This is a genomic window from Orlajensenia leifsoniae (assembly GCF_004570845.1).
GTDB classification, from domain to species: domain Bacteria; phylum Actinomycetota; class Actinomycetes; order Actinomycetales; family Microbacteriaceae; genus Orlajensenia; species Orlajensenia leifsoniae.
Genome location: NZ_SPQZ01000001.1, coordinates 105,198 through 132,149 on the forward strand (window position 1 = coordinate 105,198; position 26,952 = coordinate 132,149).

The 26,952-nt window shown below is 69.7% G+C and carries 25 protein-coding genes; 12 read left to right on the top strand and 13 right to left on the bottom strand.

The annotated features are described in order from the left end of the window. Window positions 1-17 precede the first annotated feature (17 nt). Together E4M00_RS00535 and galU are read right to left on the bottom strand one after the other, a co-directional pair. Window positions 18-680 (bottom strand): GNAT family N-acetyltransferase, encoded by a 663-nt coding sequence (locus E4M00_RS00535; RefSeq protein ID WP_135118627.1) that lies wholly within the window; start codon window positions 678-680, stop codon window positions 18-20. A gap of 9 nt (window positions 681-689) precedes the next feature. After that, on the bottom strand, window positions 690-1,583 hold the full coding sequence (gene galU, locus E4M00_RS00540; RefSeq protein ID WP_135118628.1) for a UTP--glucose-1-phosphate uridylyltransferase GalU: 894 nt from the start codon (window positions 1,581-1,583) through the stop codon (window positions 690-692). Window positions 1,584-1,674: 91 nt separating this feature from the next. On the opposite strand from galU, the gene E4M00_RS00545 reads away from it, so the two are divergent. Genes E4M00_RS00545 through mscL form a run of 3 tightly spaced genes read left to right on the top strand, consistent with a single transcriptional unit; the run spans window position 1,675 to window position 3,111 of the window. Next, window positions 1,675-2,253, top strand: coding sequence for a 5-formyltetrahydrofolate cyclo-ligase (locus tag E4M00_RS00545; protein ID WP_135118629.1), 579 nt, complete (start codon window positions 1,675-1,677; stop codon window positions 2,251-2,253). 40 nt (window positions 2,254-2,293) lie between these two features. Further along, the gene (locus tag E4M00_RS00550) at window positions 2,294-2,650 is read left to right on the top strand and encodes an FmdB family zinc ribbon protein (protein ID WP_135118630.1); all 357 of its coding nucleotides are present in this window, start codon (window positions 2,294-2,296) and stop codon (window positions 2,648-2,650) included. Between the two features lie 41 nt (window positions 2,651-2,691). Continuing rightward, a complete protein-coding gene (gene mscL / locus E4M00_RS00555) occupies window positions 2,692-3,111 on the top strand; it encodes a large conductance mechanosensitive channel protein MscL (protein WP_135119176.1) in 420 nt (139 codons plus the stop codon). Window positions 3,112-3,189: 78 nt separating this feature from the next. On the opposite strand, the gene E4M00_RS00560 is transcribed toward mscL, so the two are convergent. The 4 genes from E4M00_RS00560 to E4M00_RS00575 form a co-directional block, all read right to left on the bottom strand. Beyond that, a complete protein-coding gene (locus E4M00_RS00560; RefSeq protein WP_135118631.1) occupies window positions 3,190-3,381 on the bottom strand; it encodes a hypothetical protein in 192 nt (63 codons plus the stop codon). Window positions 3,382-3,417: 36 nt separating this feature from the next. Beyond that, on the bottom strand, window positions 3,418-7,194 hold the full coding sequence (locus E4M00_RS00565) for an AAA family ATPase (RefSeq protein ID WP_240036747.1): 3,777 nt from the start codon (window positions 7,192-7,194) through the stop codon (window positions 3,418-3,420). An 81-nt stretch (window positions 7,195-7,275) separates the two neighbouring features. Further along, entirely contained in the window at window positions 7,276-7,692 is a 417-nt protein-coding gene (locus E4M00_RS00570) for a DapH/DapD/GlmU-related protein (protein ID WP_135118632.1), read from the bottom strand. 117 nt (window positions 7,693-7,809) lie between these two features. Beyond that, window positions 7,810-8,301, bottom strand: a complete 492-nt coding sequence (locus tag E4M00_RS00575; RefSeq protein ID WP_135118633.1) for a pyridoxamine 5'-phosphate oxidase family protein — start codon at window positions 8,299-8,301, stop codon at window positions 7,810-7,812. A gap of 107 nt (window positions 8,302-8,408) precedes the next feature. Here E4M00_RS00575 and E4M00_RS17730 point away from each other — a divergent pair, with 107 nt between their 5' ends. Further along, window positions 8,409-8,723 carry a helix-turn-helix transcriptional regulator gene (locus E4M00_RS17730; protein WP_167756774.1) on the top strand — a complete coding sequence of 105 codons (315 nt, stop codon included), beginning with the start codon at window positions 8,409-8,411 and terminating at the stop codon, window positions 8,721-8,723. On the opposite strand, the gene E4M00_RS00585 is transcribed toward E4M00_RS17730, so the two are convergent. From E4M00_RS00585 to E4M00_RS00595, 3 genes are all read right to left on the bottom strand, one after another. Beyond that, entirely contained in the window at window positions 8,716-11,406 is a 2,691-nt protein-coding gene (locus tag E4M00_RS00585) for a reprolysin-like metallopeptidase (RefSeq protein WP_135118635.1), read from the bottom strand. The two genes, E4M00_RS17730 and E4M00_RS00585, sit on opposite strands and share 8 nt — an antisense overlap. Window positions 11,407-11,507: 101 nt before the next feature. Beyond that, a complete protein-coding gene (locus tag E4M00_RS00590) occupies window positions 11,508-13,148 on the bottom strand; it encodes an esterase/lipase family protein (RefSeq protein WP_167756775.1) in 1,641 nt (546 codons plus the stop codon). A gap of 135 nt (window positions 13,149-13,283) precedes the next feature. After that, window positions 13,284-13,547, bottom strand: coding sequence for a hypothetical protein (locus E4M00_RS00595; RefSeq protein ID WP_135118637.1), 264 nt, complete (start codon window positions 13,545-13,547; stop codon window positions 13,284-13,286). A gap of 100 nt (window positions 13,548-13,647) precedes the next feature. Here E4M00_RS00595 and E4M00_RS00600 point away from each other — a divergent pair, with 100 nt between their 5' ends. From E4M00_RS00600 to E4M00_RS00615, 4 genes are all read left to right on the top strand, one after another. Next, window positions 13,648-15,537 carry a DEAD/DEAH box helicase gene (locus E4M00_RS00600; RefSeq protein WP_135118638.1) on the top strand — a complete coding sequence of 630 codons (1,890 nt, stop codon included), beginning with the start codon at window positions 13,648-13,650 and terminating at the stop codon, window positions 15,535-15,537. A 135-nt stretch (window positions 15,538-15,672) separates the two neighbouring features. Further along, window positions 15,673-16,374: an RNase H family protein gene (locus tag E4M00_RS00605; protein WP_135118639.1), complete on the top strand. Its 702-nt coding sequence runs from the start codon at window positions 15,673-15,675 to the stop codon at window positions 16,372-16,374. Between the two features lie 18 nt (window positions 16,375-16,392). Further along, window positions 16,393-16,740, top strand: coding sequence for an ArsR/SmtB family transcription factor (locus tag E4M00_RS00610; RefSeq protein WP_135118640.1), 348 nt, complete (start codon window positions 16,393-16,395; stop codon window positions 16,738-16,740). Beyond that, window positions 16,737-17,189, top strand: a complete 453-nt coding sequence (locus tag E4M00_RS00615) for an SRPBCC family protein (RefSeq protein WP_167756776.1) — start codon at window positions 16,737-16,739, stop codon at window positions 17,187-17,189. Before E4M00_RS00610 ends, E4M00_RS00615 begins: the two co-directional genes overlap by 4 nt. A gap of 46 nt (window positions 17,190-17,235) precedes the next feature. Here the strand turns inward: E4M00_RS00615 and E4M00_RS17735 are convergent, their stop codons facing one another. After that, window positions 17,236-17,412, bottom strand: coding sequence for a hypothetical protein (locus E4M00_RS17735; RefSeq protein ID WP_167756772.1), 177 nt, complete (start codon window positions 17,410-17,412; stop codon window positions 17,236-17,238). 34 nt (window positions 17,413-17,446) lie between these two features. Further along, window positions 17,447-18,094, bottom strand: a complete 648-nt coding sequence (locus E4M00_RS00620) for a DUF2278 family protein (RefSeq protein ID WP_135118642.1) — start codon at window positions 18,092-18,094, stop codon at window positions 17,447-17,449. 131 nt (window positions 18,095-18,225) lie between these two features. On the opposite strand from E4M00_RS00620, the gene E4M00_RS00625 reads away from it, so the two are divergent. The 4 genes from E4M00_RS00625 to E4M00_RS00640 all read left to right on the top strand — a co-directional run bounded on the left by E4M00_RS00625 (window position 18,226) and on the right by E4M00_RS00640 (window position 21,642). After that, window positions 18,226-20,307: an acyltransferase family protein gene (locus E4M00_RS00625; protein ID WP_167756777.1), complete on the top strand. Its 2,082-nt coding sequence runs from the start codon at window positions 18,226-18,228 to the stop codon at window positions 20,305-20,307. 67 nt (window positions 20,308-20,374) lie between these two features. Continuing rightward, complete coding sequence (locus E4M00_RS00630; RefSeq protein ID WP_135118644.1) at window positions 20,375-20,593, top strand: hypothetical protein; 219 nt, start codon at window positions 20,375-20,377, stop codon at window positions 20,591-20,593. A 77-nt stretch (window positions 20,594-20,670) separates the two neighbouring features. After that, a complete protein-coding gene (locus E4M00_RS00635; protein WP_056166566.1) occupies window positions 20,671-20,883 on the top strand; it encodes a three-helix bundle dimerization domain-containing protein in 213 nt (70 codons plus the stop codon). Window positions 20,884-20,892: 9 nt separating this feature from the next. Then, window positions 20,893-21,642 (top strand): 4'-phosphopantetheinyl transferase family protein, encoded by a 750-nt coding sequence (locus tag E4M00_RS00640; RefSeq protein ID WP_135118645.1) that lies wholly within the window; start codon window positions 20,893-20,895, stop codon window positions 21,640-21,642. Here the strand turns inward: E4M00_RS00640 and E4M00_RS00645 are convergent. Further along, window positions 21,584-22,915: a M1 family metallopeptidase gene (locus tag E4M00_RS00645; RefSeq protein WP_135118646.1), complete on the bottom strand. Its 1,332-nt coding sequence runs from the start codon at window positions 22,913-22,915 to the stop codon at window positions 21,584-21,586. The genes E4M00_RS00640 and E4M00_RS00645 overlap by 59 nt on opposite strands. Next, window positions 22,915-26,913 (bottom strand): Pls/PosA family non-ribosomal peptide synthetase, encoded by a 3,999-nt coding sequence (locus E4M00_RS00650; RefSeq protein WP_135118647.1) that lies wholly within the window; start codon window positions 26,911-26,913, stop codon window positions 22,915-22,917. The genes E4M00_RS00645 and E4M00_RS00650 overlap by 1 nt, the downstream gene beginning before the upstream one ends. Between the last annotated feature and the right edge of the window lie 39 nt (window positions 26,914-26,952).

Genomic DNA, 26,952 nt, shown 5'->3' on the forward strand with positions numbered 1-26,952 from the left:
TGTTGCGAAGACTTTCTTCAGAATCGCGTCGTGACCGGGAGCGGAACGGCCGCGGCAGCACGGTCGTGTTCACTCACCGTCGCGGCATCCTCTGGCACCCGACCGTCGAGCCAGCGGCGCAGCACTCCGTCGGTCAGCTCCTCGACCACGAGGGCGAAGCAGAAGTGATCGCGCCAGTCCCCATTGATGTGGATGAACCGTCGCCGCAGCCCCTCGTACCTGAAGCCGAGCTTCTCGACGACGCGCAGCGACGGGGCGTTCTCGGGGCGGATGCAGATCTCCATGCGGTGCAGCCCGAGCCTGTAGAAGCAGTAGTCCGTCGCAAGCGCGACCGCCGTGGGAGTGAGCGCCTTCCCCGCGAACCGCTCAGACACCCAGTAGCCGATGGTCGCAGAGGCGAGCGACCCGCCGGTGATGCTCGAGACGTTCAGCTGCCCGGCGATCTCGCCGTTGTACTCGATGATGAACGGCAGCCCCGTGCCCGTGCGCGCATGGGCGAGCAGGCTCCGGATGCTGGCCTTCATGTCGAAGTTCATCGGGGCGTGCGGACTCGTGGCCTCCCACTGGCGCAGCCAGCGTCGGTTCTCGAGCAGCTCGCGTTCCACGATGCGGGAGTCCCGCAGCCTGATGGGGCGGATCGTGATCGCGCCTTCGCGCAGGGTGGGGATCGGGGCGGGCACGGCACCAGACTATTCGAGGTGCGAGGAGAACTCCCGCAGCCACGGGCGCAGGTCGGGGCCGAGGTCGTCGCGCTCGACGGCCAACTGCACGATGGCCTTGATGTAGTCGAGGCGGTCGCCGGTGTCGAATCGTCGGCCGCGGAAGATGACGCCGTAGACACCGCCGGTGCCCTCGACGTCCGCCGCGAGCTCCTGCAGCGCATCCGTCAGCTGGATCTCGCCACCCTTGCCGGGCTGGGTGTGCTCGAGAACGTCGAAGACCTCGGGCTTCAGCACGTAGCGGCCGATGATGGCGAGGTTCGACGGGGCGTCCTCGGTGGCCGGCTTCTCGACGAGACCGGTGACCCGCACCACGTCGGGGTCGTCGGTCGCCTCGACCGCTGCGGCGCCGTACAGGTGGATCTGGGCCGGGTCGACCTCGAGCAACGCGATGATCGTGGCGTCGCGCTTCTCGAGCTCGTCGATCATCTTGGGGAGGATGGGGCTCGCCGCGTCGATGAGGTCGTCGCCGAGCAGCACCGCGAAGGGCTCGTCGCCGACGTGGCGGCGAGCGCGCAGCACGGCGTGACCGAGGCCCTTCGGGTCGCCCTGGCGGAGGAAGTGGATGTCGGCGAGGTCGCTGGGCGCCTTCGTGCGCTCGAGGCGGTCGAGGTCGCCCTTCGCCTCGAGGTTGCTCTCGAGCTCGGTGACCCGGTCGAAGTGGTTGGCGAGAGCGTTCTTGTTGCGCCCGATGATCATGAGCACGTCCTCGAGCCCGGCAGCGACGGCCTCCTCGACGACGTACTGGATGGCCGGCTTGTCGACGACGGGCAGCATCTCCTTGGGCATGGCCTTCGTGGCGGGCAGGAAGCGTGTTCCCAGGCCGGCAGCAGGAATGACGGCTTTCGTGATCCGATGAGTCATGATCGCAAGGCTACACACAGCAGGCGACAGGTATCGTCCCGCATACGCGATGCTCATCTGCTCGTAACATGGCCGCGCCTAGACTGGGGCCATGGCATCCGACGCAGCTCATCAGAAGCGCGCCCTGCGCGCCGAGCACCGCGAACGCCGGCAGAACATGTCGACCCGGGAACGGGAGGCGGCGACGGCCGGGTTCACCGAGAACCTCGAGGCCATCACGATCGACCTGTCGGCCCGCTCCATCGCCTGCTACCTCTCACTCCCGACAGAGCCGAACACCCGCCCGTACATCAACTGGGCGGAGTCCCAGGGCATCAGGGTGCTGTTCCCGATCAGCCGGCAGGACGGCCTGCTCGACTGGACCGTCGGCGAGGAGCAGGCGGAGACCGAGGGCATCTACGGGATGCCCGAGGCCGTCGGCGAACTGCTCGGCCCCATCGCGATCAACGACGTCGACCTCATCATCGTGCCGGCATCCGCCGTCGACTCGACGGGCATGCGCATGGGCTGGGGCCGGGGCTATTTCGACAAGACGCTGGGATCGATGCAGAATTGTCCTCCGGTGTATGCCGTCGTCTTCGACTCCGAGGTCGTCGACGTGGTGCCCCGCGAGCGTCACGACTCCCCCGTCGACGGGGCCGTCACGCCGACGCGCATCCTCGCTTTCTGACTTCCCCTGATCCACGAGCACCACACAGCACGGAGACCCAGTGCCCACCTACTCTTACCGCTGCACGGAGTGCGACAACGCCTTCGACATCCAGCAGTCCTTCACCGATGACAGCCTGTCGATCTGCGAGGTCTGCGGCGGGCGACTCCGCAAGGTGTTCAACACCATCGGCGTGACCTTCAACGGCTCCGGCTTCTACCGCAACGATTCCCGTGCAGGGGCCACCGGAGGCTCCGGCGGCTCGAAGTCGTCGGGTGCCGGGAGCGTCACGGGATCGACCAGCTCCTCGTCGGGGTCGTCGTCCTCGTCGTCAGGTTCGTCAGGGTCGTCGTCCTCGTCGTCCGGCTCGTCCGGTTCGTCCGGCTCGGGTTCGACGTCGGGCTCCTCCTCGTCATAGCCTCGATGGAGAAACGCTCAACACTCGACGAGGGGAAGCACGTGCTCAAGGGATTCCGGGAATTCATCCTCCGAGGCAATGTCATCGATCTGGCCGTCGCCGTCGTCATCGGTGCCGCCTTCACAGCGGTGGTCAACTCCATCGTCACGAACCTGTTCAACCCGCTGATCGGCGCGCTGTTCAAGGCCGAGAGCCTCGACGAGTCGCTGGTCTGGACCATCGCCCTGCCCACAGGGTCTGCGGAGGTGAAGTTCGGCGCCGTCATCGGGTCGGTCATCACGTTCCTAATCGTGGCGGCAGTCGTCTACTTCGTCTTCGTGCTTCCGATCAACAAGCTCAAGGAAGCCCAGGAGCGCCGACGCAAGGCCGGCGTGTCCGAGCCGGATGCCCCGGACACCGAGCTCGACATCCTCAGCGACATCCGCGACCTTCTCGCCGCCCAGGCTCGAACCCGCGACTGAGCGGCATCCGCCGGACCTGACGGACGAGTCAGGGCCGAGTCGTGCCGAGCCGAGCCGTGCCGAGCCGAGCCGTGCCGCCTACCAGTGCGGCGGTCGGTCGCGCTTGAGCCGCTCGTCGTTGGGTCCGGCCGGGCCGGATGACGCAGGCGGCTCGTCGCGCTCGACCGGAGACTCCGGGCTCGTATCGGTGCCCTCGACGGCGGTCAGACGGGCACGACGATTGCGTGTGCCGTGCTTCTGAACGTGCTGTCTGGGGCCCTCGTCTGTCACGTCGTCCAGCCTACGCCGGGCGTCCGGTGGCAGGACTCAGCGCAGTCCTGAGGGCGACACGATGGAGATGGGTGCGGTCTCGGTGTCGATTCCGGGCACCACAGCGGTCGGCGCGCCGAGGAGGCCGGCGATGCGTGTGGCGACGGCATCCGGATCGGCGAACAGCTCGAAGGCGTGCACGCGCAGGTAGTGCCAGCCGAGGCGCCGCAGCACGTCGGGGCGCAGCCGCAGCGACTCGCGCAGGCTCATCGTGCCGACCACGGCGTCTGTCTCGACGACCAGTGCCTTGCCCCGGAACGATGCGGCCAGGGCGAGCTTCTCGCGGTGGCCGAGCTCGACGGTGACGCCGCGCACACGCAGGCGCTCAGCGAGGTCGATGAGCATCGCCTCGCTCGCGATGGCCGTCGGCGGGGTGGACTCGGCGAGGTCGATCTGCTCGAGCACCTGGGCGAGGGCGAGGATGCCATGCCTGCGGCGGTCCTCGTCGATGTCGCTGGGAGTGAAGCAGGAGACGATGTCCATGGCCCGACGGGCGCGGGTCATGCCCACGGCCAGCAGGCGGTCGCCGCCCGCCTCTCCCAGGGCGCCGAAGTTCGACAGCAGGCGGCCGTGCGGGGTGCGCCCGTAGCCGATCGAGAAGATGACCCTGTCGCGGCTCTGGGCCGTCGCCTGCTCGAGAGTGAGCACGGTGAAGGGCTCGGCTGTGTCGTTGAGGATGAAGCTCGACAGGTCGGTGCGCTTCGCGAACGCGGCGAGCACCGCCTGGTGCACGCGCACGGCGTGACGGCCGGATGCCGTGATCACCATGAGCGACTCGCGAGGACGCTTGACGGCGTGGTCGATGACGAGCTCCACGACCTTCGCCACCTCGGCGTCGACGCTCTCGACGGCCCCGCTCTCGTTGTCGGGCATGCCGTGGCCGCCGACGACGTAGTGCAGGTTGAGGCTGCCGTGTCCGAGGAAGCTTCCGGCCCACGGGAGGGCGTCGATGCGTCCGGCGTAGAAGCGGCGGTTGACGAGCTCGGCGAGGTCCTCTCCCCCGGCTCGGTAGCTGCGCGTGAGGGTGAGGGTCGGCAGCAGTTCGCCGAGGCGTGCCAGAGCCGAATCGGCGTGCAGGGCGTCGACGCCCGGACCCTCGGGTGCGTCGGCTGCGGCATCCGCCGCTCCACGGATGCCGGTGTCGAACAGCGACGGCGTCTGGGTCACCGGGTCACCGAACGCGACGATCTGCTTTCCGCGACGGATGGCGCCCAGGTTCTCGGCGAAGCTGGTGGCGCCGGCATCGACGAGGAGCACGGTGTCGAAGACGATGTCGTCGGTGATCTCGGCCACGTCGTAGGGCGAGGCCAGCCACACCGGCGCGACGACCTTCCCGAGATGGGGAGCGGCCAGGTGGAGGTTGCGGGGGTTCGTGCGATCGGAGCGCAGCAGGCGACGCAGCTGGTCGGCCTCCTCGGGCCAGTCGACGACGCCGATCTTCCAGGTCTCGGCGAGCAGGGCCGCGAGCAGGCCGCCGGATGCCGAGGCATGGGCCTCGTCGACGAGCTTGAAGTCGGCCTCGAGCCTGTCGAGGACGCCGGTGTTGGCGTTCAGGAGGGCCTTGTCGCCGGCGAGCATCGACTCGAGCACGGACTGCCACCAGGCGAGTTCGAGCTCGGAGACGACGTCCTCCTCGGCGACGTGGCGGCGCGACAGGTCGGTGAGCAGCGGGTCGAGGTTCAGGTCGCGGAGGTGCGCCAGCAGGGCCGTGCGCTCCTGCAGGTTGGCGAGCACCTCGGACTCCGCCGCGAGGCCGGACATCGTGTAGATCAGTTCGCGCGTGGGACGCGAGGCGAGCTGGCGCGGGGTGCCGGCGGTGCCGAGGGGAGCGTCGAGACGAGCGAGGTCCTCCGTGACGCGCTGGTAGGCGACATGCACATCGGCGATGCCGACGGGGACGGCCGGCGTCGAGCCCGCCACAACGTAGCGCTGCCAGAGGGTGCGTTGCTGTTGCACGCGGCGAAGCGCCTCGTTCATGTCGGTGACGTGCACGCCGGGCCGCAGGTACTCCTGGGCCAGCTTCTTGAGGCGGCGGCGGTTGGCGCCGGTCATCTCGGGGGCGTCGCGGCGGGTGGAGGTGGCTGCGATGAGCTCGACCAGCGAGCGGTCGTAGACCGAGGGCTGGAACTTGTCGAGCGTCTCGCGGATGTCGAGGAGCAGGCGCAGGTAGATGCCGAGCTCGGCGATCGACTCGAACGGCCGCAGACGGGTCTGGCCGACGAGGGCGTTCGCGCGCTCGATGAGGCGCGGCAGCTCCTGCGTGTTCAGGCGCTTCGCGAGCGCGTGGGCGTTGTCGGCGTCCTGGGTCGAGGTGAAGGATGCGCCGTACCAGGGCGAGTCGCCCGGGCCGTAGCGGAACTCGCCCAACGCAGCGGCCTTGATGAGGGCGGCGGCGGCACCGGCGCGGTCGCCGGCGAGGGCGACGATGGAGGAGTGGTCGAGGCGTGCCGTCGTGGCGGGCGGGGTGGGCAGCAGAGACAGCCGGGTGAGCTCGCCCAGGGCATCGAGAACCGAGACACCCAGGGCGGGGTCCCGGCGTGTCAGAGCGCCACGGTAGTCGAGGAGGACCTTGCGCAGGCGCACGAGGGCGTCGTCGACGTCGCTCACCTGGGGCCGTTCGGCCTTCTCGTTGCGACCGATCGACAGCATCAGGTCGCGGCGCAGGGTGCGGGCCGACACGGCGGCGCCGGGAAGGCCCACCTGTCCGAGCCTGTGGGCGATGCCCTCGAGGCTCGCGCGGCGCGCACTCACGACGAGAACGCGCTTGTGCTGGCCGATGAGGGTGCCGAGGGCGTTGACGATCGTCTGGGTGCCGCCGGTGCCCGGCAGCGTCTTCACGACGAGGGAGTTGCCGGCGGAGATCTGCGCGACGACGTTCTCCTGCTCGGGGTCGGCGTCGAGCAGCAGCACGTCCGTCGCCGGCGGGCGCGAGTCCTGGCCCATGGCCTGCACGGGGTTGTAGGCACTCTCGATGCGCTCGCGGGCCGCGGGATTGCCCGCGACGGCGTCGATGACGGGGTGGTCGAGCTTGGCGGCATCCGTCGTCATGCGACGACCGACGTCGGAGAACGACGAGACCACGAGGCGAGGGGCGACGCTGAACCACGCCAGGTGCGAGGTGAGGCCGCGGAGACGATCGATGACGGGCTGGGGCTTGAAGTCGCCGTTCGAGACGGCGAGAGCCACGAAGGCGTCGGCGTCGAGGGTGATCTGGAACTGCTCCTTGAGGGCGTGGGCGAGTTCCGGGTTCAGGAACGGCGCGCCCTTGAGCTTCAGCTCGAAGTCACGACCGTAGCGGCGGATGGCGAGAGGGCGCAGCAGCACCGGGGCGAGGTACTCGACGTCGTCGTGAGTCCACTGGGCGAGGCCGATGCCGAGGTGCACGCTCTCGATGCCGCGCATGGAGCGCAGCTCGATGCCCTTCTGCGTGATGGCGCCGGCGGCGAGCCGGGCGTTCCGCAGGGCGAGTTCGTCGCGGATGAGGCTGGACAACAGCACGGTCTTGCCCGTGATGAACTGCGGGAGTCCTCCGGGGTGCGTGACGCTCAGCTCGATGCGCGTGCGCGGCTGGTCGTCGAAGTGGAGCAGCGGGGAACGCCCGCCGATGGCGGCGAGTTCGTCGCGCCAGCGCTGCCACTCGGGCTCGGCGATGTTCGCCGGACGTTCAGCCGGATCGCCCGTGGTGACGGCGTGCGGTGCAGTCACTTGGGCAGGGGGAAGGTTCGACGACGTCTGATCAGAATCGTCGTCAGTCTTTCGGTCGAGGCGCCACACACCGACACCCTAAATCGATAGTGCGGCATTCCGTCGGAGGCCGGTCGGGTTTTCGCCAGACCGGCCTCGCGTCGGAATCGCTCAGGCCGCCCGCACGTAGCGGGTCTTGGGGCCGTCGGTGCCGCCGACCACGGCGTTGTCGGGGATCATGGCGTCGCGCTCGAGGTGGTGCCCGGCGACGATGCGCGCGTTCGCGCCGATGCGCGAATGGCTTCCGATGCGAGCGCTGTCGCTGACGACTGCTCCGGCACCGATGTGCACGTTGGCGCCGATGAATGCGTGCGCGCCGAGCATGGCGTCGCGGTCGATCCAACTGCCTGCGCCCACCCAGGCGTCGCGCCCGATGCTCGCGCCGTTCTCGACATAAGCGGTCGACGCCACGTACGCCGTAGCGTCCACATGCGCCTTGGGCGAGACGAATCCGCCGCCGTTGGAGTGTCGCCGGTACTTGGTGACGACGCCCTTCTCGAGCTCGACTTCTTCGTTCACACGTCTCACGGGGTTTCCCTGCCTTCCGAGGGCTGCTGGGGAGTCTTGACTTCGTTCGCCCTACGATGACAAGAACGCCTGATGATCAGCCGCTATTCCGCTGACAATACGGCTACCAGAGTTCTCTCAGGGCAGCGACACCGTCTCGTTCTCTCCGCCGTCGTAGCGCTCGCCCGTCAGCTTCGCCTTGACGAAGCTGATGACCGTCGCGATGCGCCCTCCGGGGGAATCCCAGTACTCGCCGCTCTCCGCCGAGACCTTGAACAGCACGGCCTGCGGGCTGTCCGGACCGTCGGGGAGCCAGGCCTCCACGGCCGGGTTCCAGAGCTCGTGCAGCTTGGCGGCATCCGTCACCACCTCCGCCGTTCCGGAGAACGACACGAACGACGACCCGCTGGTGAGGGAGACGCCCACGCTCGGGTTCAGGCTGATCTCGGCGGCATCGCGGGAGTCGGCCTCGGCGATGATCCAGATCACGCCCTCGTCGGTGATCTCCTGGGGTGACATCGGGCGACTCACGACGTGGCCTTCGCCATCGATGGTCGTGAGCATGGCGATCGGGATCTTCCGAGCGAGTTCGACGATGCGGATTCGGGGATCTTCGGTCGTGTCGGTCATGTCCGTGCTCCTTGCTCGGGCGGGGGCCTCCGTCATCGGGGCGCTCCCTCGACGCTAGGTTCACCGCTCGCCGGCTGACAGGGGTTGACAGCGCTACGATCGCCCTCATGCCGAACGAGGATCGCCCAGCCCTGCTCACCGTTGCTGACGTCGCCGCCAGGTTCGGCGTCTCGACCTCGACCGTGCGGGTCTGGCTCAGCCATCGCGACGCCGGTGCCACGGGCGGAGTGCCGTCGATCCTGCCGGAGCCCCTCGCCCGCGGCGTGGTCTGGCTCGCCGACGACATCGAGGCCGTCGCGGCGCAGATCGAGGGCAGGAGCCGCACGGGCGGGAGGCCGAAGTCCGTCGTCGTCGAGATGGAGACCGAGGCCGAGCCCGAGACCGCGGCACCGCCAGCCGAGACCGAATCGCCCGCTACCTGACCGTCTTCGCGGCCGTCGTCGACGAGTACCCGCTCTTGGAGGCGTAGCCGTAGCGCACGGCGGTCACCTTCACGCGGATGACCTTGCCGACATCGGCCGTGACCTGCGTGTAGGTCTTGCCCGTGGCCCCACTGATGGCCACGGTGCCGCGGTACCAGCGATAGGTGAACGTGGTGGGCGCCTTCTTGGGCGACCAGTCGGAGCCGGAGAGCGCGGTCAGTGTCGAACCCACCGCGCGCGTGCCCTTGGCCGTCGGGAGGGCTTTTCCGGTGAACGACTTGAGAGCCGCGATGGTGGCCGTCGGCGCGCTGACTCCGGCGCGTGAGGTGACCCCGGCCTTCACGGCGGTCACCCGCACGGTCAGCTTCGCCCCCTTGTCGGCAGTCACGACGACGTGGGTCCTGGCCGTGGCCTTCGAGATCGCGGTGCCGTTCCGGTACCACTGGTACGCGTACGACGTCGGAGTCGGCACCCACGCCGTGCTCGGCCTCGCCGTGAGCGTTCGCGTGACGAACGGGTCGCCCGCGATCGTGGGCACGGCGGATCCGCTGAACGCGCCGGTGGTCTTGGCCGCGGTGGCTGAACGGTAGCTCCGACTCGTGATCCCGGTCTTCACGGCGGTGACGGATGCCGTCACGATGGCTCCGATGTCGTCGGGCTTCTGGGTGTAGCTCGCCTCCGTGGCTCCGGCGATGAGCGCGGAGCCGCGGTACCAGCGGTAGGTGTACGACGTCGGCGTCGGCGTCCAGCCGGCGCCCGGAGTCACGGTGAGGGTCTTCCCTGCTGCGCGGGTGCCCGAGACGACCGGGAGCTTCTCTCCGGCGAAGGCCGTGTCGGCAACGGTCTTGATCGTTGTCGTCGACGTCCAGGTCTTGGTCGCGTACCCGGCCTTCGCCCCCGTCACAGCGACGGTCGTGAGTGTGCCGACGTCTGCCGCCACCGGCACGTAAATGCTCGAGGTGGCGCCGGAGATGGCTGCGCCGTTGCGCATCCACTTGTAGGTCAGCGTCGCCGGGGCGGGTGTCCAGCCGCTTCCCGCGGTTGCCGTGAGGGTCTGCCCCACCTGTCGATTGCCGGAGACCGCGGGCGGGCTGGTGCCAGCAAAGGCCGCGAGCGGCGGAGTGAGCTTCACGGCGACGGTGGCGACCGAGGTCGTCAGCGACGACACCGTGATCTTCAGGCCACCTGTGCGCGAGGTGAAGGTGCGTCCGGCGACGAACGCGAGGCGCCGGCTGCTCGCCGTGCTGTCGGGGATGACGACGGAGGTCGCCCCTCCTGGGCCGGCCTTGAGGACGCGGATGCCCGGGCCCATCGCGGCGATCGACCAGTGGGCGGGCGGATCCGCGAAGCGCGAGTACAGCGAGCCGGCGTCGCGCCCCTGGGCATTGCGGTACTCGACGTAGTAGCGCTCGTTCGAGACCGGGTCGACGATCTTCAGCGCGCGGCGCCCCGACAGGGCAGAGGCTCCAGCGAGCGTATAGCTGGTCGTGGTCGGAGTCGTCGCCGTCAGGACCGGGGCGTCCGTCGCCGAGATGAGACCGAGTCTCAGCTTGGAGATCGCGTTGAGGGCAGGGGTGTTGTCGTTCCCGTGCAGAGTCGTGCCGTCGTTGACCACGAACGACATGCCCATCACGTCGTAGAGGTCGGCGTAGGAGTCCTCGAAGCACGACGTCGAGCCGTACGACGATCCCACGATCTTGACGTCGGACTCGGGGTAGGTGCACTGCTGCACGTTCGAGTGATTGAGCGAGAAGTTGTGGCCGATCTCGTGGGCGAGGGTCAGCTCGTCTCCCGACCCGTCGCCGCCGTCGAAGGCCGCCCAGACCACGCCACCGTTCCCGACACCGTTCCCGATCGATCCGAGGCCGTTGAAACTGACCGCGCACGACGGCGGACTGATGACGAACAGGTGCTTCGTGGCCGCCCCCACGTAGTCGTTCGCTCCGCCCGAGTGGCCGAACTTCTTCGCGGCCTCGTCCCAGAGGGCGATGGTCGAATTCTCGGTGCCGCAGCCCTTCGCCGATGAGTAGCGCTTGATCGTGGTGAGGGTGATCGCGGGCACCTTGCCGGCCGACTGCTCCGACCAGAACGCTCCGACCTTCGCCACCACCTTCTTCACGTAGTCGTCGGTCTTGGCGGCCGTCGCTGTCGAGCCGTTGGAGACGACGGCGACGTCGATGGTGTGCGCTGCGGCCGCTGCCTGCACCTCGACGGCGCCGATCTCGCCCGCGACGACGGTCAGGGGGTCGTCGGCGACGACGGCGGCCTCGACGATCTGCTGACCCTCGGCGGAGTCTGCTGCGACGGTTCCGGATGCCGCGACGCCGGCGTCGGCGAGCACCTCGGCGCTGGGCGCTGCCACGACGTCGACGGGTGCGCCGGATGCGGCATCCGCGGGGATGAGGTCTCCGTCGATGGGCACGGAGGCACCGTCGGGCAGGAGCACGTGCGCCCCGAGCGTGGGTGCGGCATCCGTCACGGCCTGCGGCGGCGTCACCGGGGAGGGCGACTCCTCGGCCTGGATGACGACGAGGGTGCCGACGACGTGCACGGCGGCATCCGTCGCCAGGTCATCGGCGATCGCGGCCGGCACGGGGGCGAGCAGCCCGCCGAGAAGCGCGACCGTGGCCGTGAGCACGGGGATCCTGAGCGAGCGCATGCTGATGATTCCCCGGGTAGGCATGCTGACGAAGTTATCGGTTCGGCGGGCGTGTCCGTACCTCCCGAAGGGGGCGCATTCATGCGCGCCGATCGGATGCCGTCACCGCATGGGGCACCGAGTCCCTACGCGGCCTGGTCCGATGCGGCGACCTCGAGGCGCAGCGTCGCCGCGAAGTTCGGGCCTCCGACAGGGAAGGTCCACCCTGCCGCTGCGGCGTTCTCGGGAGTCGCGTCCTCCGTCGCCCGGCTGATGCGCGGGTCGATCACCGTCTCGGCATCCGCGTCGGTCAGACCGCTCGTCAGCTTGAGCGTCTGCTCGGTGGTGTGGATGAAGATGACCGGGTGCGCGCCCTTGATCACCTGGAGCCAGTACTGGCCGGCGAAGATCACGTTGTCGGAGAAGCCGATGCCGAGGGTGTCGCGCTCGGCCACGTAGACGTCGAGACGGAAGACCATGTCGGGCGCCTTCGGGTTGGCGTTCGCGTCGATCCAGCCCTCCCAGATGAGCCGGCCGTCACCCGCCCAGCCCATCGCCCTGTCGGATGCGGCAAGAGGCTGACTCAACGCGGTCGGCAGCGCTCCCGGCCCGTCGTCGCTCAGGTCGACGGTGCGGAACGGCCCGTAGCAGTTCTCGGCGGCCGCCGACTGCTCGAACAGGGAGAAATCGACGAACCGCGGCTTGACCGTCACTCCGAAGAAGAACTCGCTGCGGCCGAAGAAGTCCTTCTCGTCTCCGTTGATCCTGGCGGCATCGAGCGAGAGACGGATGCTGTGGGTGCCGTGGAAGAACCGCATGGCGATCTCGTAGGCCTCGCGACTGGTCACCAGAGAGTCGGTTCCGCCGTGGCATTTGTGCACGAACGTTCTCGGCGCTCCCGGCAGCTGGGCGGCCGCCTGCTTCACCAGTCCGTCGCTGCGGTTGTAGGTCATGCCGTCTCCGGCGAGCAGGCTGGCGAGCCTGTTGCCCGCCGAGGAGATCTTGATGTTGTAGTCGCGGTAGTTCGTTCCGACGACCGTGAGCAGTCTCGACAACGGGAACCAGGTCGGCACGCCGAGGAATTCCGTGCTCGTCGGGTCGAAGGCGCCGAGTTCGCTCGCCGCCTTCACGTGCACGAAGGAGAGGAAGGCCTCCGGCATCCGTTGAAAGGCGATTCCGCGATGCGGGGTGCCCAGGGTGATGGCGCGATGGATGGACTCAGCCGCCCCCTGCGTCACGCTCGGGTCCTTCTTCACGGCCGCCTCGTGCAGCAGTCGCATGGCCTGCACCATGACGAGCCCGCCCATGCTGTGGGCGATGACGTCGACCCCGTCGAATTCCTCCTCGCCGTTGCGCTCGGCAAGGTACCTGATGCGCTCGATGAGCTGCACGAGACCCTCGGCGAAGGTGTCGATGTTGCGCGGGTTCAGGTCGTAGTAGCGGAACACCCAGATCGTTCCGCGGGTGTTCCAGCCCTCGTGGTCGTCGACCATGCGGGGGTCGATGACGATGGAGCCCTTCACGAACTCGGGGTTCCATCCCGCGATCTCCGTCGGTCCCTCGACGGCGGACGGGTAGTAGCCGATGACGTCGGTGGCGTCGTTGTACCGGTGCTCCGACGACTTGAGGGCCTTGATGACGAAGCCCTCGTAGATGTAGTTCTGTCCGCGCTTGCCCGGATAGACGGTTCCGTCGTTGAAGCCCTGGTAGGCGTTGCGCCTGTCGTCCTCGATGTCGAGGCCGCCGAAGCCTCGGATGAGGACGAGTGGTCGCGGTCGTGTCTCCATCGTGCCTGCCCCTCGAGGGTCGGGTGCTCCGATGAGCGCCCGTCGCTCACCGCGTGCAGGCGCAGGCAGCCGTGCCCGCGTCGATGGCACCATCGTCCCGCTCGCGGCATCCGCTCGTCAACAGGGTGTTCGGCGCTAGTCCCCGGTCGGAGGCGCTGCGTCCCGCAGTTCCCAGGGCAGTTCGTCCTCGTCGAGCACGATCGGCTCGGTGGGCGGCTCGTCGAACGGCCCGGCCTCGTGCGGCCAGCCCGGAGGCTGCACCTGGGTCGGGTGCTCGGCGTCGGGCTCTGCATCGGCGGGTGCTGCACTCTCGGATGCGGCATCCGTCGCACCGCCACGATCGAGGATCACACGCCTGAAGCGTGCGAAGCCGGGGAGTGAGTCATCCGTCTCAGCCATGGCTCCATCCAAGCACCGGATGCCGCACGTACGGCGCGGGCTCACCGAGCGGAGGAGGCCTCACCACCGCTGCACAGCGGGGCGCGGTACCGTTGGAACCATGACGTCCCCTGACTCCACCCCGCAGAGCGAGGCGGACACCACCCCCGCCGAGCCTACCTTCACCGATCTCGGCCTCTCAGACGCCGTGCTCAAGGCCCTCAAAGACGTCGGCTACGAGACCCCGTCCGCGATCCAGGCGGCCACCATCCCGCCGCTTCTCGCCGGTCGCGACGTGCTCGGCACCGCTCAGACCGGAACCGGCAAGACCGCGGCGTTCGCGCTGCCCATCCTCTCGAACCTCGACGTCTCGCAGAAGTCCGTGCAGGCCCTCGTGCTCGCCCCGACCCGCGAGCTCGCCCTGCAGGTCTGCGAGGCGTTCGAGAAGTACGCGTCCCACGTGCGCGGCGTGCACGTGCTCCCCGTCTACGGCGGCCAGGGCTACGGCGTGCAGCTCTCGGCCCTCCGTCGCGGCGTGCACATCGTCGTCGGCACCCCGGGTCGCATCATGGACCACCTCGAGAAGGGCACCCTCGACCTCACCGAGCTCAAGTACCTCGTGCTCGACGAGGCCGACGAGATGCTCAAGATGGGCTTCGCGGAAGACGTCGAGACGATCCTCGCCGACACTCCCGACGAGAAGCAGGTGGCTCTGTTCTCGGCCACGATGCCCGCCGCCATCCGCCGCATCTCGGCCCAGTACCTGAAGAACCCCGAGGAGATCACGGTCAAGACCAAGACCACGACCTCCTCCACCATCACGCAGCGCTACCTGGTGGTGTCGTACCCGCAGAAGGTCGACGCCCTCACGCGCATCCTCGAGGTCGAGAACTTCGAGGGCATGATCATCTTCACCCGCACCAAGAACGAGACCGAGACCCTGGCCGAGAAGCTGCGCGCCCGGGGCTACTCCGCCGCGGCCATCAACGGCGACGTCGTGCAGGCCCAGCGCGAGCGCACGGTCAACCAGCTGAAGTCGGGCAAGCTCGACATCCTGGTGGCGACGGATGTCGCAGCTCGAGGCCTCGACGTCGAGCGCATCTCGCACGTGGTCAACTTCGACCTCCCCATCGACACCGAGTCGTACGTGCACCGCATCGGCCGCACCGGTCGCGCCGGTCGCAGTGGTGAGGCGATCAGCTTCGTGACGCCGCGCGAGCGACGGATGCTGACCTCCATCGAGAAGGCCACCCGCCAGACCCTCACTCAGATGCAGCTGCCGAGCGTCGACGACGTGAACGCCACGCGCCTCGCCCGCTTCGACGACGCCATCACCGAGGCCCTCGGACAGCAGGAGCGGCTCGACCGCTTCCGCGACATCATCGCCCACTACGTGGAGCACCACGACGTGCCCGAGGCCGATGTGGCCGCGGCGCTCGCCATCGTGTCGCAGGGTGAGACTCCTCTGCTGCTCTCCGCCGAGGACGAGCGCGCCCAGCAGCGTGCCGAGCGCTTCGAGCGCGAGAAGGAGCGCAACGAGCGCGGCGCCGGCGGCGACCGCGGCGATCGTGGCGGTTCGCGCAGCGGCGACCGCTGGGACCGTGGCGACCGCACCGACCGTGGCGGACGCGGAGATCGTCCGGACCGCTACGCCGACCGCGGCGCAGGCGGAGACCGCCCCGAGCGTCGCTCGCGGCCGAGCAGCGGACCGATGGCCATGTACCGCATCGCGATCGGCAAGCGCCAGAAGGTCGAGCCGCGCCAGATCGTCGGCGCGCTCGCGAACGAGGGCGGCCTCAGCCGTCAGGACTTCGGGGTCATCGACATCCGTCCCGACTTCTCGCTCGTCGAGCTTCCGGCCGGTCTCTCCGACGACACCCTGTCGAAGCTGAGTGGAACCCGCATCTCGGGCAAGCTCATCGAGCTGCGCCCCGACAGCGGCGGCCCGTCGCGCGCGAACCGCGACTCCGACGGCGGCGACCGCCCGTACCGCAAGCCGCGGCACGACTAGCTCGACGCCGACGCCGCCCGCGCAGCAGTTCTGGTCGCTCTGAGCGACGCTTTCCCGCCACAACTGCTGCGCGGCGCCCGGCCGTCACCCGAATACCATGGAGCTTTGCGCTCGACCCCTTCGGAAGGCTCCCCCGTGACGATCACCGCTGCCGCTGACGGCTCCGCCCTCGGCAACCCCGGTCCGGCGGGCTGGTCCTGGTACGTCGACGACAACGCGTGGGCCGCCGGCGGTTGGAAGCACGCCACCAACAACATCGGCGAGCTCACCGCCGTGCTCGAGCTGTTCCGTTCCACCGCCCACCTCGACGAGGACCTGCTCATCCTCTGCGACAGCCAGTACGTCATCAACTCGGTCACCAAGTGGATGCCCGGCTGGAAGCGCAAGGGCTGGCGCAAGGGCGATGGCAAGCCGGTCATGAACCTCGAGCTGATCCAGGAGCTCGACGCCGCCATCGCGGGCCGCCGCTACAGGTTCGAGTGGGTGAAGGGGCACGCCGGCCACCCTCTCAACGAGGCCGCCGACGAACGCGCCCGCGCAGCGGCCGAGGCCTACCAGCGCGGTCGTCCGGTTCCGAGCGGGCCCGGCTTCCCCGGTGCCGGCACGGCGGTGACGGATGCCGCCGCTCCCGCAGCGCCGGCCTCGACCGTCGCCGCTCCCCCGGCTGCGGCATCCGCACCGCCGAAGACCCAGCTCTCGCTCTTCGACGACGAGCCCGCCGCCGAGCCGCTGCGCGCGGTCACCGTTCAGCTGAGCGCCGACGAGCACGCACGCCTCAGCCGCTCCGCGCGTGCCCAGGGCATCTCCGTCGACGAGGCCCTGCGCCGCCTGATCTGACATGCTAAATTCACCCCCATGGGTGAATCAACGTCGGCAACGCTGGATCGGGTCTTCGCCGCCGTCTCCGATCCGACCAGGCGCGAGATCCTGTTGCGGCTCTCACGAGCCGATGAGCGAGTGACGGATGTGGCGAGCAACTTCTCGATGTCGCTCAATTCGGTCTCGAAGCACGTGCGCGTGCTCGAGAGCGCCGGGCTCGTCACCCGATCGGTGCAGGGACGCAATCATGTGCTCTCCCTGAACGCCGTGCCGATGGCCGAGGCCGCGGCGTGGATGGAGTTCTACCGCGGCTTCTGGAGCGACAGGCTCGCGGCGCTCGACAGGTTCGTGACGGGTGAGGCAGCAGAGGCGGCATCCGAGTGACCATCGACGCCCCAGCCGACTCGGCCACCCCCGCCCTCGTCGTCTCGCGCATCATCGCGGCCTCGCCCGAGGTGCTGTTCGACGCTTGGACCGATCCGCGCAGCCTGGCGGCGTGGATGCAACCCGGCGACGCGACGCTCACCGAGGTGTCAGCCGATGCGCGCGTCGGCGGCGAGTTCAGCATCCTCATGCACATGCCCGGTTCCCCCGTGCTCCACCGCGGCACCTACCTCGAGGTCGATCGCCCGCGACGTCTGGTGTTCACGTGGCGGTCGCGGTTCACCGACGACGACGACACCGTGGTGACGGTCGACTTCCGGGTGACGGATGCCGGGACCGAGGTCGCCGTCACGCACGAGCGCCTGCCGCACGACGCGGCGCGAGCAGCACACGACGCCGGCTGGACCGACTGCCTGACGGAACTGGCCGCCTGGGTGGGCAGGGACTGAGGTCGGCGCTTCGACCGCGAGCTGCGCCCGGGCCTCAGCGTGTGAGTCAGGCGGGGTCGGCCGGACGACCCGGGCGCACTGCCGCGGTGTCGGCGATGTCGATACGTGTCGTGCCGTCCGGCAGCTCGTCGACCTCGATGCGCGGGGCCGCATCGGCCTCCGTCGCCTTCGGTGCGGTCGTGAGCTGGTCGTGGCGCTTCTCGTCGTTCGACATCTCGGTCATCCTTGAACCCTACGCCGCAGCTGGCTCTGACGCGTCACAGCGGATGACCGGCGTCGTCGGTCCGTGACGACTGCGACGTGAACTTCGAGATGAAGGCGTTGTAGTCACCGTCCGGTCTCTCGACCATGACGGCGCCGTCCTGCCAGATCCCGTTGGAGTCGGCCCACTGCGAGTCGATCGGGTCTCCCTGGTTCTGGTGCACGTTGTGCATGCCGAGGCCGGTCTCGAACGGTTCGCCCCAGACGAGCGTGCGCCGGCCGATCTCGAGGATCGACTCGAGGTCCACAGACGCCTCGAGGTTGGATCCGGCGATCCACGGACGTCGAGGGAACAGCCCGGACAACCACCCCGGTGGGCGCACGATGAACAGGCAGCCCGGATTGTCGACGAGTGCGAGGTGACGGATGTGGTCGAGGGCGCCGGCGTCCCTGGCCCGGGCGAGCTCGTGGTAGCCGGGTGATGCGCCGCCAGCGGGGAGGATCGACGGTCGTCGCACCACGAGCACCTTCCACTGCACGCCCACCGCGGACTGCTTGCTGTCCACGTCGACGGCACTGCGGTAGGAGCCCGCCGGCGCCGAGACCTGCAGGTTGACGTGATACCAGCGGCCCTGGTCATCGGGAGTGTCCCGCACATGCTTCGTGAGGGTGCCGGCCAGGACGCCGTAGTGATCGAGCGGCACAATTCCGAAAGTACACCCGCGCCCCTTCCGACGCGATGGCTGTCATGACGATCGGCAGTCCGTGAGTTCTCCTGCGGTTCTTCCGGCCCTGTTACGCTCCGCGCGGGCAGCCGCCCACGGTGGGGGAGATGATGAGCGTCGACAGTCGTCAGGCATCGCGGGTCGATCCCGCCCCGCCGGATGTGCCGACGAAGACGCGCAGACCGTTCCGCGCTGATATCCAAGGCCTGCGCGCCGTCGCGGTCGTCCTGGTGCTCCTCGAGCATGCCGGCCTGCCGTTCACTCCAGGCGGCTTCATCGGCGTCGACGTGTTCTTCGTCATCTCCGGCTTCCTCATCAGCGGCCATCTGGTCGAGTCGCTGCGCCGGGCGGGTCGGATCGACGTCGTCGGCTTCTATGCCGCCCGTGCCAGGCGCATCCTGCCGGCCGCCCTCGTCACGATTCTCGCCACTGCTGTCGCGGCCTTCGTCCTCGTGTCGCCGCTGCGGCTCGTCGAGATCCTGCAGGATGCCGTCGCCTCGGCCCTCTCCGTGCCGAACCTGCTCTTCGCGGTGCGCGAGACCGACTACCTCGCCGGAACGGCTCCGTCGCCCTTCCAGCACTTCTGGTCGCTGGGAGTCGAGGAGCAGTTCTACATCGTGTGGCCGGCGCTGCTCCTCGCGGTCTTCCTCCTCGCGCGGCGATCGCGCCGGGTGCTGATGGCCGCGATCGGTATCGTCACAGTCGTCTCGTTCGTCGCGTGCGTTCTGACCACGACCGACTCCCAGTCGCTGGCCTTCTTCTCGCCGCACACCCGCGCGTGGGAGTTCGGCGTCGGTGCTCTGATCGCGGGCGGCGCCGCCCTGCTCACCCGAGTTCCGGCCGTGGTCGCTCGAGCGTTCAGCTGGGTGGGCCTCGCGGCCATCCTGCTCGCTGCGCTCATCTACACACCGGACCTCGCCTACCCCGGCGTCGCCGCAGTGCTGCCCGTCCTCGGGGCGGCCCTCGTGATCGGCTTCGGCGGCGCCACCCGCGGCGCCGGAGCCACAGGGGACGCCGGAGCCGGCGGGGCCGCCTCACTGCTCGCGCGCCGCCCGGTGCAGTTCGTCGGCGCCATCTCCTACTCGCTCTACCTCGTGCACTGGCCGATCCTCGTGCTCGTCCACGAGCACCACGGGCTGGGCGAACCACTTCCGCTGACCGTCGGCCTCGCCCTCGTCGTGGTGTCGGTGCCCGTGGCGTGGCTGCTGAACAGGTTCGTCGAGACGCCGTTCCGTACCGGCCGGAGCAGCCCACGCACGGTTCTGGTCGTCGCGCTCGCCGTCATCGTGGCAGTGGTCACCTGTCTGTCGGTCGGGGGCGCGGCCGCCGCTCGACTGCCCCTCACCTCGGACCGCGTCGAGCAGGAGACCCCCGTCAGCGAGCTCCCGACGGGCACGGCCTTCGTCCCGGCCAACGTGGTTCCGACGCTCGCGGCCGCCGTCGATGACACCGGCGTCATCTACACCGACGGATGCCAGCAGAACAAGAGCCGAGCGGCCGTGGTCACCTGTTCCTTCGGCGCTGTCGAGTCCTCGCGCACGATCGCGCTGTTCGGCGACTCCCACGCCGGCCGCTGGTTCCCCGCATTGGACCGTGCGGCCGCTGCCTTGGACTACAGGCTCGACACCTACACGAAGTCGGGATGCCGGTCGGAGGACACCGTCACCGCCTGGACCTCCACGGACAACCCCTCCTGCTCGCTCTGGCGCGACGACGCCATCGCACGGTTGACGGCGGATCCCCCAGACGTGATCGTGCTGGCCAACCATCTCGGACCGCAGCCCGGCAGGAACGCGGCCGTGATGCGGGACGACTGGACGACCGGGCTCTCAGCAGTCCTCGACCGCCTGCCGGCCTCCAGCCTCGTGGTGATGCTGGCCGACTCTCCCGAGTTCCCGAGTTCCCCCGTGGTGTGCCTCTCCTCTCATCTGGACGACGCCGACGGATGCTCCGCCCCACGCTCGACGGCACTCAACCCCGCCATCCGCGATGCCCAGCGCGCTGCGGCGGCTCAGCACGACGCCGTGGTCATCGACCTGACCGACTACCTCTGCAACGACTCCACCTGCCCCGCCGTCATCGGCCAGACCCTGGTCTACTCCGACGAGCACCACCTCACCGCGACGTTCTCCCGAATCCTGGCTCCAGCGCTCGCTCAGCGACTCGCGCCCTACCTCGACGGCATCCGATGACCGCACCGCCTCCGCGTTCACCCGATGTTCGCTTGAATGTCGCCGGGGCGGAGCGTTGACTGCCGTCATGGGCAGAAACGACGACGACGGCTACGAGGAGATGCTCCGCATCGAGGACCCGTACCGAGGGCAGAACTACGAGACGGAAGAGGGTGTGGCGCCGGAGGCGTTCAACGGCGACGACGCCGCGCGGCTGGCGGAGACCGAGTACGGCGCCCTCGGCGGCGGTTCCGTGGAGGAATTCGGGGCGAAGCACCGCGACGAGCCTCGGCACAAGCGGAGCTGATCCGTTCCGCTCCGAGTTCACCGTCACGTTCCTCGAGCGACCTTGCGTCGCCGAGAATGTTGCTGGACACTCGAAATATGAAGACCCCGAATGAAGACGAGGCCGTTGCGGAGATCGTGTCCCGCCTGACGACCCGATTCCCGGATGCTCCCCGCGCCGACGTCGAGGCGGTGGTCGACAGTGAGCATCACGCCTACGACGGTCGTCCCGTGCGCGCCTACGTGCCGGTCCTCGTCGAGCGGGGCGCCAAGCAGAAGCTGCGCGCCCAGTCCTCGCAAGAGGTCGCGTAGGGCGCACCGATGAGCAGCGCCATCGTGCGCTGGGAGGCGTCGACACCGAGCGACGAGCGGCGACACCGCATCCTCGATGTCCTCAGTGCGCCGGAGCGCGCCCGCTGGGAGTCGGAGCCGAGCGATGAGCGGCGCGACCGATTCCTCGTCGGGCGGATGCTGCTCAGAGAGCTGAGCGCCGACCTCCTCGGCCTTCCGCTCGAGGCCATCACGGTGCAGGCGGAGTGCCCGAGCTGCGGCGGGCCGCACGGGATCCCCAGGATCAGCGCGGCCGGCGCGATGAACGAGCATGGCGCGCCCGCCCCGCACACCGGCCTCTCGCACACCACCGACCTCGTCGTCGCCGTGATCCTTCCGGCCACGGCAGGGTCCGCCGTCGGGATCGACGTGGAGGCGATCGCCGGCTCCCGCGAACGGTTGAGAGCGATCGACGAGCTCGTGCCGGTCCAGCCGGGATCCCGAGCCCGGGGTGGCAGAACGGCCAGCGCCACCCTCCGCCGTTGGACCCGCGTCGAGGCCGTGCTGAAGGCCGATGGGCGGGGCCTGCTCGCCGACCCCCGAGCCGTCACGGTGCAGCGCGCGGCCGGTCGACTCACGGCATCCGTCGCCGGAAGCGAGACCGGCTACACCGTGCTCGACCGGAGCATCGGCTCGGGCCTCCGCAGGCGCGCCGTCGTGAGCGTCGCCATCGCCGACGCCGTCAGCGCGCCGAGGCCGCCGGCAGCGCCGGAAGCGCGGGCTCGTACAGCCACGCCGTGAACAGAGCGCCCAGCGCCAGACCCGTCTGGGCCTCGGCGAGCGCCACGAACTCCGCCGTCGACGCCGTGTCGTGGCGCTTGAGGGTGGTCCAGGCGCGCAGCACTCCGAAGAACGCCGCGTCGCCCACGACCAGGCGCAGAGCATGCAGGGTGAGCGCCCCGCGCTTGTAGACGCGGTCGTCGAACATGTGCGCCGCTCCGGGATCGCCGACGATGAGGTCGGTCGGCAGGTGCGAGAGCTCCACCCGGTACTGGCGGGCGAGGGCGTCGGCACTCACCGAGCCCGAAGCCTCCGACCAGATCCACTCGGCGTAGCAGGCGAACCCCTCGTTGAGCCAGATGTCCTTCCACGCCGCGAGCCCCACGCTGTTGCCGAACCACTGGTGGGCGAGCTCATGGGCGACCAGGCGCTCCGATCCCCCGCGCCCGTCGGCGTGGTTCGACCCGAACACCGCGAGACCCTGGGCCTCCAGCGGGATCTCCAGCACGTCGGCCGTCACCACGACGCCGTAGGACTCCATCGGGTACGGCCCGAACGCCTGCTCGAAGACCGAGACCATGCGGGGAACGTCGGCGAAGTCGGCGAGCACGGCCCGCTCGATCGCCGGCGGGAAGTAGAGCGTGCCCGCGGTGCTCCCGAGGCCCAGGTCGGTTGCCGCGTACCGCCCGATCTGCACGGTCGCGAGGTAGGTGGCCGTCGGTTCCGGCTGCTCGTAGGTCCACTGGCCGCGTCCGGCCACCACACGGAAGTCGGTGAGCCTCCCGTTGCAGACCACCCGATAGGCGGCCTCCGTCTCGAAACGGATGCGGTAGCTCGCCTTGTCAGACGGGTGGTCATTGCACGGGAACCACGTCGGGGCACCCGAGGGCTGCGAGGCCACGAGGAGTCCGTCTTCGAGCTCCTCCCAGCCGAGGGTCCCCCACCGGGTTCGGCGGGGCCGCGGGGCGCCGGCGTACTCCACGGTGACGACGAACGACTCCCCATCGACGAGCGGCAGCACCGGGGTCACCCGGAGCTTGGTGGCGGTCTGCCGGAAATCCACCCGGTGTCCGCCGATGCTCACGCGCGACGCCCGGAGCCCCACGAGGTCGAGGCTGAAGCGGCTGAGCTGCTGGGTGGCGACGGCCGAGATGGCTGCGGTCGCCGTGAGCCGGTTCGTGCTGATGCGGTACTTCAGGTCGAGGTCGTAGCCGAGCGTCCTGTATCCGCCGTTGCCGCTGGCAGGCAGGTAGGAATCACCGGCGCTCTCGGCACCGACTCCGCCGGCAGCCATCACCGCACCCGCACGTGATAGTCCGCAGTCGAGACGACGCGCCACGGTCCGATCGGGTTGCCGCTCCATCGGCTGCCGACGGGTACCTCCTCGCCGCGCATCACGAGCGAGGCGGGGCCGACGGTGGCGTGCGCGCCGATGCGGGCGGCGGGGAGGATGACGCTGTGCGGCCCGAGGGTCGCTCCGGCGTCGAGTGAGACGACATCCATGCTCATGATTCGATCATGGAACAGGTGGGTCTGCACGACGCAGCCGCGATTCACGGTCGATCCGTCGCCGAGGCGCACGAGGTCGGCCTCGGGCAGCCAGTAGCTGTCGCACCAGACGCCACGGCCGATCGATGCGCCGAGGGTGCGCAGCCACACGGCGAGCGCCGGCGTTCCTGCGGCCGACTGTGCGAACCAGGGTGCCGCGACCATCTCGACGAAGGTGTCCGAGACCTCCGTACGCCAGACGAAGCTCGACCAGAGCGGATGCTCCCCCACCCTGATGCGGCCGACGAACACCCACTTCGCGATGGTGGTGACGGATGCCGCGACTCCCCCGGCGACCAGCATCACGACGCCGCTCAGCAGCACGGTGACGATGGGGCCCGTCGACTCGACCAGCACGGCGAGCGCGAAGAACACCCCGAGCCCGATGCCGCAGGTGACGAAGACGGGCAGGATGCGGCAGAGCTCCCAGAGGGTGCGGGCGAGCCGCAGGCCGGGCGTCGGGTTGTAGGTGCGCGTCTCGTCGCCGGCCACGTTCGCGCGGCGCAGGCGCACGGGTGGCGAGCCCAGCCACGACGACCCGGCCTTCGACTTCGCGGGCGCCACCGAGAGCACGGCCACGAGCGAGTCCTTCGCCACCCTGTGCCCCGGGGCCGCCATGCCGGAGTTGCCGAGGAACGCGCGCTTGCCGATGCGCGCGGGTCCGACGACCATCCAGCCGTCCTGCAGCTCATAGGACGCCACCATCGTGTCATCGGCGAGGAAGGCGTGGTCGTCGATCGTGGTCATCGACGGGATCAACAGCACGGTCGAGGCCTCGACTCCTCGGCCCACCTTGGCTCCCAGCATCCGGAGCCAGACGGGGGTGAACAGGCTGGAGTAGAGCGGGAAGAGCAGCGTGCGGGAGGCGTCGAGCAGGCGCTCGGTGCTCCAGGCCTGCCACCCGATGCGGCTGCGCACGGGGTGGCGCCCCTCGTTCAGACCGATGGCGAGCAGTCGCACCAGGACGACGACCAGCCCGGCGAAGACGACGCCGGTCACCAGGGTCGCCGGCACGAGCCAGGCTGCGGCGGCGAGCGCGGCCTCACCCAGGTCGTCGGCGCCGCGCATCCCGGCGGCGATGACGACGCCACCGGCACCGAAGGCGATGATCGGCAGGAGCGAGAGCACGAGCGAGGCCGCGGCGTAGGCCCACAGCCAGCGGGTGCGGCGTGCGGGCTCCGGGCGGTCGCGTCGCGCCGGGGCAGGTCCGACGCGCTCGGCGGGTGAGCCGGCCCAGCGCTGGCCCGACGGCACGCGCCCGAACACCGCCGATCCCGGTGCGATCTCGGCGTACTTGCCGATGCGGGCGCCCGGAAGCAGCGTGCTGCGAGCGCCGATGGTGCTGTGGGCGCCGATGCGCATGCGGCCGATGCGCACCACGTCGCCGTCGATCCAGTAGCCGGCGAGGTCGACCTCGGGTTCGACGGCGGCGCCCTCCCCGATCGTGAGCATGCCTGTGACCGGCGGCATGGTGTGCAGGTCGACGTTGGGGCCGATCTTCGCACCCAGGGCGCGGGCGTAGTAGCTGACCCAGGGCGCTCCGGCGAGGCCGACGGCGCCGATCTGGTGGGCGATCTGGTCGGCGAGCCACATGCGCATGTGCACGGAGCCGCCGCGGGCGTAGTCTCCGGGCTCGACGCCGGAGAGCAGCATCCGGGCTCCGACCACCGCGATCGCCATGCGCCCGAACGGGGTGACGAAGACGAGGATGCCGAGGACGAGCATCCACAGCGGCACGACGGGCAGGAAGGCGAAGTCGTCGCTGATCCAGGCCAGGATCTGCGCGGCCGACAGCAGGAAGATCAGCCAGCGCACCCCGCGCAGGATGAACAACGGAATGCCGACCAGGGTCTGCAGCCACTGCGTCGAGCGCGGAGTGGGAGCCGATTCGCGGAAGGTCGCGGCTCCCTCGTCGGTCTGGGCGCGCACCCGCGTGTCGAGCTCTGCGGCCATGGCGCCGAGGCGCGGGTAGTCGTAGATGTCGGCGACCGTGAACTCCGGATCGCGCTCACGGATGCGGGTCACGAGCTGGGCCGCGGACAGCGACCCTCCGCCCAGGTCGAAGAAGCTGGCATCGGGTCCGGATGCCGGCACGCCCAGCACGGCCAGCCAGTGCTGTGCGAGCCACTGGGTCGTGGAGTCGCCGTCGGCGTCTGCCGCGCCCTCCGTGGTCAGCGGCCACGGCAGCGCCGCCTTGTCGACCTTGCCCGAGGTGCGCGTCGGCAGCTCGTCGACGATCGCGAGGAGCGGCACGATGGCGGCGGGCAGTTCTTCGGCGAGGCGCGCACGGGCGGCACCCTGGTCGAAGGAGGTCCTGTCGGCGACGGCGATGTAGCCCACGAGCACCTGGTTGCCTGCATCGGTGCGGCGGACGGCGACGGCGGCACCGGTGACGCCCGGGAGCGCCTGCACGGCGGCCTCCACCTCGCCGAGTTCGATACGGCGGCCGCCCACCTTCACCTGATCGTCGGCTCGGCCCTGGAAGACGAGGCCGGCGCGGTCGAACTGAACGAGGTCGCCGCTGCGGTAGGCGCGGTCCCAGCCGAGGCTCGGCAGCGGAGCGTATTTCTCGGCGTCCTTCGCCGGATCGAGGTAGCGGGCGAGCCCGACTCCCCCGATGATGAGCTCGCCCACCTCGCCGTCGGCGACGGGGTTGCCGGCGGCGTCGACCACGGCGAGCGCCCACCCGTCGAGGGGCAGGCCGATGCGCACGGGAACGGATCCGTCGAGCAGGGCGGCGCACGCCACCACGGTCGCCTCGGTCGGGCCGTAGGTGTTCCAGACCTCGCGCTCGGCGGAGGCGAGGCGCTCGGCGAGCTCCGGCGGGCAGGCCTCGCCGCCGAAGATGAGCAGACGCACGTTCTCGAGGGACTCGACCGGCCAGAGGGCGGCGAGGGTCGGCACCGTCGACACGACGGTGATGCCGTGCGTGACGAGCCACGGTCCGAGGTCCATGCCCGAGCGCACGAGCGAGCGCGGTGCCGGGACGAGGCAGGCTCCGTATCGCCAGGCGAGCCACATCTCCTCGCACGAGGCGTCGAAGGCGACGGAGAGTCCGGCGAGCACCCTGTCTCCGGGCCCGAGCGGGGCGCCCTGGAGGAACAGCCTCGCCTCCGCGTCGACGAAGGCCGCCGCCGAGCGGTGGGTGACCGCCACGCCCTTCGGTGTGCCCGTCGACCCCGAGGTGAAGATGATCCACGCATCGTCGTCGACGGTCGGAGACGTGAGGATGGGCGTGGCGTGGGTGCTCGGGTGGGCGGTGGCGCCGTCGAAGAGCGGGACGGCCGGGACGGCATCCGTCGCCGCATCCGGCGCATCGGGAGTCGCATCGAGAGTCGCCTCGAGTCGCTCAGAGGCGATGAAGCCTCCGCGCCCGGAGATGACCCCCACCACCTTCGCCTCGCCGAAGACGAGGTCAGCGCGTTCCTGGGGATCGTCGGCGTCGACGGGAACGTAGGCGGCGCCGGCGGCGATGACGCTGAGGATGGCGATGTAGAGCTCACGCGCGCCGGACTCCATGCGGATGCCGACCCTGTCGCCGCGGCGCACGCCCGCCTCGTGCAGGCGGGCGGCCGACTGCACCACGGCGGCCATGAGCTGCCTGTAGCTCAGCGCGCCGACGGCGTCCTCGATGGCCGAGGAGTCCGGATGCTCAGCCGTCGTCTCGCGCAGGACGTCGAGGAGAGTGCGCGGCGCAGGCGCGTCGGCGGCGCGATCGAGGACTCCGGCGAGGGGTGCGGTCACTGTCTCACTCCAACTCGCATCGAATCACGGGCGCGCGCC